General features: G+C 59.3%; 7 protein-coding genes, 1 pseudogene and 1 riboswitch. Of the genes and pseudogenes, 3 read left to right on the top strand and 5 right to left on the bottom strand.

The annotated features are described in order from the left end of the window. Positions 1-110 (top strand): annotated as a pseudogene (locus ACWTU8_RS31415) (adenosine kinase); the annotation flags it as partial. A gap of 322 nt (positions 111-432) precedes the next feature. On the opposite strand, the gene ACWTU8_RS31410 reads toward ACWTU8_RS31415, so the two are convergent. Genes ACWTU8_RS31410 through ACWTU8_RS31395 form a run of 4 tightly spaced genes read right to left on the bottom strand, consistent with a single transcriptional unit; the run spans position 433 to position 3,389 of the window. Then, complete coding sequence (locus ACWTU8_RS31410; protein ID WP_455851197.1) at positions 433-1,968, bottom strand: E2 ligase fold family C protein; 1,536 nt, start codon at positions 1,966-1,968, stop codon at positions 433-435. Between the two features lie 2 nt (positions 1,969-1,970). Next, positions 1,971-2,441: a Mov34/MPN/PAD-1 family protein gene (locus tag ACWTU8_RS31405; protein WP_455851198.1), complete on the bottom strand. Its 471-nt coding sequence runs from the start codon at positions 2,439-2,441 to the stop codon at positions 1,971-1,973. 14 nt (positions 2,442-2,455) lie between these two features. Next, a complete protein-coding gene (locus tag ACWTU8_RS31400) occupies positions 2,456-3,064 on the bottom strand; it encodes a putative metal-binding protein (protein WP_455851196.1) in 609 nt (202 codons plus the stop codon). Beyond that, on the bottom strand, positions 3,057-3,389 hold the full coding sequence (locus ACWTU8_RS31395) for a DUF2604 domain-containing protein (protein WP_455851195.1): 333 nt from the start codon (positions 3,387-3,389) through the stop codon (positions 3,057-3,059). Before ACWTU8_RS31395 ends, ACWTU8_RS31400 begins: the two co-directional genes overlap by 8 nt. Positions 3,390-5,079: 1,690 nt before the next feature. Between ACWTU8_RS31395 and ACWTU8_RS31390 the strand changes: the two genes are divergently transcribed. Next, the gene (locus ACWTU8_RS31390; protein ID WP_455851194.1) at positions 5,080-5,775 is read left to right on the top strand and encodes a response regulator transcription factor; all 696 of its coding nucleotides are present in this window, start codon (positions 5,080-5,082) and stop codon (positions 5,773-5,775) included. A gap of 154 nt (positions 5,776-5,929) precedes the next feature. After that, positions 5,930-7,048, top strand: a complete 1,119-nt coding sequence (locus ACWTU8_RS31385) for an IS110 family RNA-guided transposase (protein WP_455851193.1) — start codon at positions 5,930-5,932, stop codon at positions 7,046-7,048. A gap of 877 nt (positions 7,049-7,925) precedes the next feature. Here the strand turns inward: ACWTU8_RS31385 and metE are convergent. Continuing rightward, positions 7,926-10,265 carry a 5-methyltetrahydropteroyltriglutamate--homocysteine S-methyltransferase gene (gene metE / locus ACWTU8_RS31380; RefSeq protein WP_455851192.1) on the bottom strand — a complete coding sequence of 780 codons (2,340 nt, stop codon included), beginning with the start codon at positions 10,263-10,265 and terminating at the stop codon, positions 7,926-7,928. 89 nt (positions 10,266-10,354) lie between these two features. Continuing rightward, a riboswitch (cobalamin riboswitch) is annotated at positions 10,355-10,556 on the bottom strand. Between the last annotated feature and the right edge of the window lie 491 nt (positions 10,557-11,047).

The following is an 11,047-nucleotide window of genomic DNA, read 5'->3' as shown; positions in this document are numbered from 1 at the left end:
AGGATTGCGGCGACCTCGGCTCGCTGGCGGCCGGACTGGTCATCCAGCAGATCGGGCCAAGGCCGCGGCAGAATTTGCGCCACGAGGCTGAGCAGGCAGGGCTGCTGTAGGCCACCGTAAAGACCCCGTTCCCATCCCCTCCGTCACCGGCACGATTCGAGGCACAAGTGGCAATCGCTGCTGCGCCGCAGCGCACTTGAGGCTTGTTTTCTTATCCAAAGTCGAATTCGTCGGCGTGGCTGCAGCCGAGATCAGGCGCCCCTCCTTGTCATGGACCGAACGGCTCGATTGTCCGAGCCTGGCGGCGCTAATCTCGTGGTTGACATCGGCAGCATGTTGGAGCTGACAGGACACTCATGTTGACGACGCACTTTGCTAAGTGAGCGCGGAGCCCGGCAGCAGAATGGCTCGGCATCACATCTTAGAGGGGTCTTATGGTACTGGACCTTGATATTTTCGCCGATAGACATCGATGAAATCCTGATCGCAACAGATGCAGCGGCCGCTAGCATCTTTTGCCTTCGGGTCATGTAGGTGCGTTCCGAGGGACCGTAGGAGATTCAGCCGAGTGCTGGTGGTGGGCCACGCCGGAAACCCCGCAGCATGCCTAACTAGCTCTGCGGCAAGCATGATCCCCGCCAGCGCTGACTGAAATGCCATTGGAACCACGATACGAACGCGTCGGCTTCCATCGCTGAGATGAAAGATGAGACCGCCGCAGATTGCCTCTTGGTAGAACGAGCGAAGGGGTTGACCAATGAATTGGGCGAGCGGCTCAAACGGGACCCCCATCGCAGTTGCGACCCGAACTACAAAGTCTTTGGGCACGCCCGCGCCAGTCTGCAGAAGCGTTTTTACATCGAGCTGTGCCTCAGGGACCCCGAGTTCCTCGGCTATGATTTCATGCTCGTCCCTGGTTTTTCCCGTCGGCATGTACATGCAGCAAAGGCAAGGCCGGCCATCATCGAAACTATGCCGCGAGACCCCGAGATCATGCTCTTGGGTCCAGGCATTCGCGACCCACCGCGGAAGCGCCCCTTGGACAGCCAGTCGGTCGGCCGCGCTATCAAGCGCGACAACCACTCGGTCGAGGCGCCAATCACCTCGGCGCGAAACGTAGTCTGCCCATTTCAGCGCCTGCGCCTCAACTTTGAGACCGGCCGATGCAAGGGCTTTCATCGCCGCTACCGTCTTTGGCGTCCCGACATCTGACTGGCAGGCCAGCACGTAACGCTGCAGATTCGAGAGGTCGATCGCTTCGTGGTCAATCACATGCAGGTGGCCGGACAGACCGGATTGCCTCGCTAGTGCCCAGAGCGAGCCCTGCCCTATCGCGCCGAGCCCAACGAGATGTGATTCGCCAAGGTCGACAGGGTAGTCAAAGGAGCCTGGATCGCCACCATTGCTCTTGCCATAGGTGTATAACGAGAGATCAATGACCTCGTCCAAGTCGGCGCAAGTCAGTTGGGGAGCGAAGACCGTTCGAAAAACATTAGCGGCGGCAAAGCAGCTTGCGGCGCCCGCTCCATACGGTAAGGAGGTCGAGCCAGACCTCACGGGACCACTACGCGACAGCTTTGCCGTCCAACCATCGGAACCCATAAAAAAGGTCGGGCACCCCAGCGATGGGTCCGCCGCGCCTGCGACCACACAGACCGTCGCAGTCTTGCCGGAACGCAGGATGCCGATTTCTGGATTGATCGCCTTTGCCAATCGCTCAAGGACGTTGGCTTGAGAGTTCCCCGCGCTTTCCAGGGGGAGCACTGCCATAACCGGGTACAGTCGAGCAAGCAGCCTCACTGTAAGATCAAGCGTGGCCCGGCCCTCGGCGCACGATGCCGCCTGACCGTCAAAGGCCACGGCCACGACCTGCCTTTCGAGAGCGGCCCTGAACTCGCGCAGATGAAAGTCGGCGAGGACCTGGGATGCCGCTGTGGCGGCACGGTCAATGAAATTTGCAAGTGCCATCGTCAACTCGTTATCTTGATCATCCGTGCTAGGGCCGCGGATGGGACCTCGCTCCAATTCGCCTTGGCGTCGAGTTGATAAGCGGCGATCCTAGCCAAATCGAAGGGCTCCCGGGCGAAATTCGGCACCACGAGCGACAGGCATCCAACTGTAGTCGCGATTGCATAGGCGTCGTCGGTCGTCGAATGGTAGGCTCGGCCAGGGTGGCTATGTATCTGGGCCAAAAGTTTCAGACCTCTCTTGTAGAGCCAGACGTTGAGCCTGTGGAGTTCATCGGCCGGAACAATGACGCATATTCCGTCGCTCGTCCGAACGTGACGTTGCGCTGGGATTACGGCTTCTGTGACGTTAAAATACTGGCCTTGCTGGTCGCCGACCCATAGACCCATTCCCTCATGACCTTGGCGACCTACAGAGCGCAGATGCGCCTGCACTTTCGACACGCAGTGTTGCGGCAGAACGACAGTTACCACTTCCTTCAACGCGGTTATTCCGGAATAGCCTGAGGCGATACGGCCATCCCGATTTGACATTGAATGTGATGCTGGTCCACTGGGCGGGTCCCGTAGTTGATGATTTTGTCCAAGATGAAGGCCAACGAACCTTCGCCAGAACGCCGATGAAGAAGCCATGGATCACCTGAATGGGCTGGGTTATCGTGGTATTCCCGGATACCGGCCATGCACAGAAATGGCGGGGCGTCGGGACCATTGGCCTGAATGAAGTCCGTAATTAACCCAGCATTCTGCTGGATAAGTGTGGCGATCATCTCCGGCGGAATTCCGGGGAGCGGAGGACGTCTCTGCATCCTGAGCAGCAGATCTTTCCGGGCAATTGGCTGGCGCGTGAAGGGATCGACGAAAACCAGGGAGGGAGGCTTCAAATCGTAATTGGAGAAATCGATCTCGACGGCTGCACCGATCACAGGGGGCTTCAGCTTCGGCGTCGCAAAGATGAAGAAGGCGGTCGGGAAGCACGCCTCGCCCAGGAAGCACCCATGTGTCCGGTAGAAACCTACTTGTGCTCGGAACCAATCAATCTCTCGATCGAACTTTGCCCGGGAGACGTCAGGGTCCACACTCTGGGGGTCAGCCACCGGCTACACCCGCCTTCAGGCTGAGGAACAGGGTCACGGTATCCGCGAAACCGAACTCGCCAACTTTCTTGCTAACGTCGAGCAAGTTGCCGGCCTCGTTCTTGAGCTGCCAGTTCTCCGCCGGCTGTGCAAGATTTTGTGTATTTTCAAGGGCCTTTGTGACGACCACGAGAATCGGCTGGTTTGGATTCGCCTCGATCTCCGTGGCTTGGCCGTTCACGACTACGGTGATTTCGATCTTTTTATTGTCATGGTTGTCCTCCGAATTATCGGTTCGCGCTTTCTCCTGATCGTTATTGATCTTATATTCCTTATCAACTTCCATGCTACTCTCCAGAAAATTAATGTTTGTATTTTGGTGACGCCGCTGTTCTGTAGCTGCGCACGCGCCTCAGATTCGGATGTCGGATTTCTACGTCCGAATTTGTCACGCATCAGAATGCTATGCCGATGCGCGCACTCGACTGTCAGAATTTCTGTCGTTTACACTGATCTGAACCTTGCGCCACACCTGAGCTCTCAAACCGCGGTCTCTTGACGTTCACTGTCTCGACTTTGAGACCTGGGAGGAATGAAGGGCTTCGCCGCCGCATCTTTCGGGAGATGTCGACGCTCCGGCCAAGCTTCGGCGTAGATCGAACGCGACATGCTGTGTTTCCTCGTTGGTATCCGCACTTGGTGGAACTTCCACGCTGGGTTCGACGACTGTCGATGCGCATCTCATTCGCGAAGACATACAGTTGCCTTTCGGTCTCATACATCGACCATGGCAGGCTCCGTCAAATGCAGTTTCGATATCGTCTCCATCTGGCCTCGCGATGGGCCGCTAAGAGTACTTGCGAGGCGACGCTACCATGAAGCGTGCTAGAACAAAGGGCGAGATGTCAGCCGGCAGAAGGCACGCATAGCCCGCGGGCCGTGCGACGCCGCCGCGTAGGAAATCCGCATTTTGGGAATTGCAACATATTGTCCATCGGCATGGTCGGGGTGTTGGCCATTTTTCTTGCCATGCCAGCATTCGATCCAGCGCAAGTCCTCCAGCGCCGTCTCCAAAACCGGCCCCTGCCCAGTTCCTCCCGCCAACGCCCTCTTTCTTTGGAGAAGATAGTTTCGGCCCACGGCCAAGGTGTCGGTGCCATGCAAGCGACTGCCCTGGACTTGCAGCCCTATTTGCTCCCCGCAATGCAGGTTGGGGTGTACAGTCAATGGCAAAAAGAGCGTTCATTCCGACTTAGCCACGTGGAAGCGATCCAAACGTGTGGTTGAAGAGGTCTTTGCCCGCTTCGATACGCGTGAGACAGCCCTATCGCGAAAATTGGAGCGACTTTCCGGCTCCGGCGGCCGCCGATGATCGCTGCGTCTGCGCTCCGCGTCCTCCGCAGGACCCGGTCTGCAGTTTCGGGGAACCGCCCGGCGGACAGCCAATGTTGAGTTTGTCCAGTCCGCGACACTGTGGGTTCGGCCTCATCTTCTGCTGCATTCTCGTTAAACCGTTGAAATAAAAGTCGCAAAAATCTTCTCCGCGCTCCCCTCGCGTCGGCACGAATTTTGATGTTCTGGTCCTGAGACACGGACCTGTCGGGAGGCATTGATGACGCGGAGCGACATTGCGAGCCGAGGAACGAAGGCAGCAAGGAACCTCGTCAGGTCGGCATCAGATAGTGCGCGCATAAAGAAGGCGCCGACTTTACCGGCGGTACTCTGCCCCGAGGTGATAGCTGCGATTGACTTCGACTCCATGTCGGACCAGCTCGGATCGAACCGGACGGGTCTGCTTGGCAGACCTGATCGAACAGCTGATCCGGGGTTTCCATCCTGGCCGCCAGGGACCCCGCATGTTGAGTGTTTGGGTCTTCGTTTCCACGGCGACACCAAATTTCCGATCGACCGCAGGCCATGAAGGGAGTGTCCGGTGGTCGGCAGAGGCAACAGCAGCGCAGCGCAGCGAACCGGCGCTTGAGAGCGAGCGGCCTCGCAACCGGGCGCTGAATGCTTGATTGATGTAGGGCCAGCAGATGAAGCCACTAGTCCTGATCTGTTCGCAGGATGCCGAGTTCTACTTGTTCTTCAGTCACGTCCTGGAGGCGGACGGATTCGCAACCGAGCTGGCCGGCGGCGTCGAGGACGCGATCCGGCAGGCGACGGAGCGCGAGCCGCAGGCTGTCGTCCTGGACTGCCAACCGGCAACCGCAACTGGCCCGGGGATCTGCGCCCGGCTGAAAGGCGAGCTGCAAACCGACGCCCTGCCCGTCATCGCCCTGATCGCGTCCGGCGCCGAGCACCAACAGCTCGATCTGCTCAAGGCGGGTATTGACGAAAGTTTCCTGCGGCCCTTCGCGCCGGCCAAGTTGCTTGCTTACCTTGGCGCGAAGCTGCGAACGAAGCCGTTGAATTCCCACAGCGGGGGGGACGGAGGGTCGTTGACCTGCGGCGAGCTTAATATGCAGCTCGGCAGCCACCGAGTACATTGCAATGGCCAGCAACTCCATCTTGGCCCACTCGAGTTCAACCTCCTACGTTACCTGATTGAAAACCCCGGCAAGGTTTGCAGCCGCGACGAACTTGTTGGCGCCGCCTGGCCCGCGAATATCCATGTCGGCGCGCGCACCGTTGACGTCCATATCAGCCGACTGAGAAAGGCACTCTCGCCCCACAACGTCATCCGAACCATACGCTCGGCAGGCTATGCGCTCGAAGAGCAGGAAATTTGATCGCGACGATCGTGTCATCGTGTGTGGTGCACCTCGGCGGAGCAAAAGCTGCTCGCGAGCGCGCCCTCAATAGACCCGATGACGATCACTTGCCCCGCGCCAAGGGCATCCTGAGTGTTGCGCAGTTGAAACGTGCAACAGGAAGGAAGTTCTCATGTCGGCAGCAAGGAAGTTTATCGGTCTTGACGTTCATCAGGACACAATAGCACTGGCGGTTGCTGAGGAAGGTGGCGAAGTCCGCTTCTTTGGTACGATTGCCAACAGTGCGGACTCGTTGAAGGCAGCATTGGGACGGATTTCGCGGGATGGTTCGGTACTACGGGTTTGTTACGAATCCGGCCCCTGCGGCTTCATGATCTTCAGGCTGCTGAACAAACTCGGCATCGACTGCGTGGTGATTTCGCCTTCCTCAATGCCGCGGCGGCCGGGTGATCGGGTGAAGACCGACCGGCGCGATGCACAGACGCTGGCCCGCTTGCTGCGCGCCGGCGAGTTGGTCGCGGTTTGGGTGCCAGACGAAGCACATGAGGCTATCCGCGATGTCGTGCGCGCTCGCCGGCAGGCGAAGCAGGATCTTGCGGCCGCCAAGACAACACTCAAAAGCTTCCTTCTGCGGCATGATCGTCGATTCCCGGGCAAGGCAATCTGGGGTCATAGACACTGGCGCTGGCTCTCCGAGCAGACCTTTCCCTTCACTCACCAGCAGTTTGTCTACGAGGAATACAAGCGCCGCATCCATGAACTCCAAGATCGTTGCGAAAGGCTGGAACAGGTCTTGAATGAGGCTGTCATCGAATGGCCGATGGCCCCTGTTGTCGAGGCACTGCAAGCTCTGCGTGGCATCAAGTTCATCGCGGCCATTACGCTTGTGGCTGAGATCGGTGATCTGCAGCGCTTCGACAACCCCAAGCAGCTCATGGCCTGGATCGGATTGGTTCCAGCCGAGCATTCCAGCGGCAAGCGCATCAAGCGCGGCGAGATCACGCGCACCGGCAACGCAGCCGCACGTTCCATGCTGATTGAATCGGCGTGGCATTATCGCTTCCCTGCTCGTGAGGGCCAGGCGCTGCGGGAGCGCAGCGCCAAGATTCCCGACCGTATCCGCTCGATCGCATGGAAGGCGCAGGTTCGTCTCTGCGGCAAGTTCCGGAGATTGGCGGCCTCGGGTAAGCGGACGGTCAAGATCGTCACCGCAATCGCCCGCGAACTGGCCGGGTTCGTCTGGGACATAGCACGTCAGTTCCCCTCGCCTGTCGGAGAGGCACGAGGGTAGCGCGCGGAGGGCGAAGCTGGTCGGGGTTGCGGAGCCCGGAGCGCGCGGGCAGCAAAAACACGGAGGTGATGAAGGAATAGAAAACAGGGACCTGGCTGGCGTGCTGCGCGCCCTGATTGACGCTGACAATCCTCGATACGGCGCGGGGGCAGGGAGTAACCGATGCCCGCTCAAATTGAAGGAGGAAGGTCCACGACGGAAAAGGGTCGTGCGGTAGCCAATCCGCGAATGGGTGCTTGATCAATCGTCGTCAGACAACAGGTGCGCAGCACACCAGCCCGGTCCTCATCAACAAGCTTGCACCCGGCAGTTGCCGGATGCCACTATCGCTATGCGCACACACAGTCGTGATCGTCATGGGAGCGCTGTAGCGAGCGAGCGGCTTTGCGGTAGTCATCGGCGCTGCCGATGGGTCTGGTTGCGACACCTACCTTTGGCCGAAACGATTCCCCCTGACGCACGACATGATGAACCTGCGCGGCCGTCGAGAATAACCTGACGCCGAACTCGTGACATGATCTGGCTGAAGCCAGCAGTCGGGGCATTTCGCGCGAGTGGAGGTCATCACCACTCCCCATGCATATGGTTCAAGCGGCGTCGTGTGATGGCGCTCTCTGTTTTGCTCAGCGGACCCGATGCCCGGCTGGCTTGGAGATGCGCTCTCATTCAAAGGCATCGTCATTGGCAACGATGGGCGTACAGGCCCACGCGGCAGATGAAGATCCGGACCGGTGAAATCAGTGCCCGTCACCGCGCGCCGCGGCCACATACTTCCTGACGAAACGCCACATGCCCACTCGGCACCATGCCGGCACCGAGTCGAACAACTTCAGTCCAGTGTATGCCGTCGTCCACCGGGCGACGGCGTACATTTTTGCTAGGCCGCCTTTGGTACGTCTCGCAGAGAACGCGCGGCTTTGACCATGTTGACGAGTGCCGGACGGACTTCCTCCCATCGACGTGTCTTCAAACCGCAATCGGGGTTGACCCAAATCTGACTGTCGCAAAGGTGCTGGCGCGCCTGCGAGAGCAGGTCCGTCATCTCATCGACTCCCGGCACCCGAGGCGAGTGGATATCATAAATGCCCGGTCCGATCTCGTTGGGATATTTAAAGCTTCGGAAGGCGTCGAGCAATTCCATCTGCGAGCGCGAGGTTTCGATGGAGATCACATCGGCATCCATGGCCGCGATCGCGTCTATGATGTCGTTGAATTCGGAGTAGCACATGTGCGTGTGGATCTGGGTGGCATCGTACACCCCCGTCGAAGCGAGCCGAAAGCACTCGATGGCCCATTCGAGATAGTGCTTCCACTCGGATTTGCGCAGCGGCAAGCCCTCGCGCAGTGCAGCTTCGTCGATTTGAATCACCTTGGCGCCGGCGCTTTCGAGATCACCCACCTCGCCACGGAGGGCGAGCGCGATCTGACGGCAGACGACCGACCGCGCAAGATCGTCGCGTACAAAGGACCAATTGAGAATCGTCACGGGGCCGGTGAGCATGCCTTTAACGGGTTTGTCTGTTAGCGATTGGGCGTATTGCCACCAGCGCACCGTCATCGGATTGGGCCGCGATACATCGCCAAAAATGATCGGGGGGCGCACACAACGCGACCCGTAGCTCTGCACCCAGGCGTGCTGCGTGAAAACGAAGCCGGAAAGCTGCTCGCCGAAATATTGCACCATGTCGTTTCGTTCAAACTCGCCGTGCACCAGCACGTCCAGTCCGATCTCCTCCTGCCAACGGATGGCTGCTTCGATCTGCTTCCTCAGGAACGCCTCATAGTCGACATAGCTCAGTTCTCCCATCGCGTGGGCTGCGCGCGCATTGCGAACCTCAGGCGTTTGCGGGAAAGAACCGATCGTCGTGGTCGGGAAGGCCGGCAAGCAGAGCCTTTCGTTCTGAAGCCTGGAGCGTTCAGAAAAACCGCTGTTCCTGCGCGTCATGCCGTCGTCGACAAAGGCGAGGCGTCCTTCGACCAGCGGATCATGGACCTTCGGGGACGTCAAACGCGCGGCGGCTGCTTGGGTCGAAGACTCCAGCTCTGCTGCAACCGCCTCCCGGCCTTCGGACAAGGCCCGGGCGATCGTGGTCAGTTCGTCCATCTTCTGCGCCGCGAATGCGAGCCATGACTTTAAGTCCCTGTCGAGCGTGGTTTCCAGTTCAAGGTCCATCGGCACGTGCAGAAGCGAGCACGAGGGCGCGATCTCCACTCGCTCCAGCGGCCAGCCGGCGACGACCGGCTTGATCCGGTCAAGGATGGGGCGCAGGTTCGCGCGCCAGACGTTGCGACCGTCGATCAGACCAAGCGAAAGCACCAGGTCTTTTGGCGCAAGCCGGCCCACCACCTCCAATTGTTCGGGAGCGCGTGCAAGGTCGAGATGCAAGCCCGCCACAGGAAGCGAAAGAGCGGTCTCGAGATTGCCGTCCAATCCGCCGAAATAGGTGGCGAGCATGATCTTCAGCTCCGGCGCCGCTCGCGACAGTCGGTCGTACGCAAAATTGAACGCGCCTAGCTCGTTTGGAATGAGGTCGAGCACGAGCGCCGGCTCATCGATCTGCACCCAGTCGGCGCCCGCGAGTTTCAGTCGGCGCAGCAGCAGCTCGTAAACCGGCAGCAGCCGCGGCAGCAGCGCAACAGGGTTGAAATCCCGGGTGGGCGATTTGGCCAGCTTGAGGAAGGTGACGGGCCCAAGGATGACCGGGCGGGTGTGAATGCCCAACGCCCTGGCATCAAGGAAGTGATCCAAAGGCTTTGACGACGATAGGGCAAAGGCTTGATCATCGGCGAGCTCCGGGACCATGTAGTGGTAGTTGGTGTCGAACCACTTGGTCATTTCCAACGCTGTCACGGCGTGACCGTGATTGGTATGCCCGCGACCGGCAGCCTCTCCTTGGCTTCCACGCGCCATCGCAAAATAGGTGTCGAGCGAGATTTCCCCCTCGCTCCAGCCATAGCGTGGCGGGACAGCGCCGACCATTGTTGCTGTGTCGAGCACATGATCGTAGAGCGAGAAGTCGTTGGACGGGATTTTTGTCACGCCACGGTCGCGTTGTTCGATCCAGTTCGCGACACGCAGCGCCCGCGCCGTTTCGAGAAGGTGGGCAGCGGAAGATTTTCGCGACCAATAGGCCTCAAGCGCGTGCTTTAATTCGCGACGGCGCCCAATGCGCGGCACGCCAAGTGTGGCTACAGGAACTTGCTGAGAGAGAGACATACCATACCCCGATGGTTGGGGCGTGGAGGCAAGGCAGACGTCGGCAACCAGACAAGCCAGTCACCACGCCCACCGAGACACCCCGCCTGTGGACCTTGTTCGCCGTGGCAGGTCTCCTGGCTCGCGGGTCGACACCTCAGCCCGTCTTCCCGAGGCTATTCACCTCAGTGACATGAATGGGCCTGGCTCGTCGCTTACGGTTGCGGGGGCAGCGCCGGCATCTTCACCGGCTTCCCTCTTAGCTCTGTTGCGGCCGAACCGCATCAGAGAACCATCGACTACTTACAATTCGGCGAAGAGGACATTGCTGTCAATCACATAAACAAATCTTTATATTGTGATCCAACTTGGTACGATAGTTGCGAGGCGTCGGGTGATAGCGACCGTCCTTTCGGCCGGCGGCCTGCTCAATTTCTTCCGCTTTGGCCAGCCGTATGGACTGTCGCAGGTGCAGACTACCCGTTGTGCCAGGGGTTGACTCCGATCACGCTGGAAGCCACATCTCGGATATACTCGAAGTGAGCTTATGCAGAGGCAATTCGCTCTCTTTCCCGGGCACTGCGTGACGCCTTGGGGGAACTGATCGGTCCCCCAGTCGGCCCGCTTCGCGGGGTATCTAGACCATTGCCGAGCTCAACTGCAGCAACATCGCTCATTGATGGAACGAGAATCGAGGACAGTTTTCGGCCAGCACCCGGCCGGCACCGATGCGAGAAGCTTGATGCCCTCAATCCCAGCCGAGCGGCAAACAACCACCATCATGGAAGCAATGCGTTATGGAA

Source organism: Mesorhizobium sp. BHbdii (assembly GCF_053848045.1).
The sequence above is the reverse complement of the archived record's forward strand: the minus strand, read 5'-3'. Positions and strand labels throughout refer to the sequence as shown.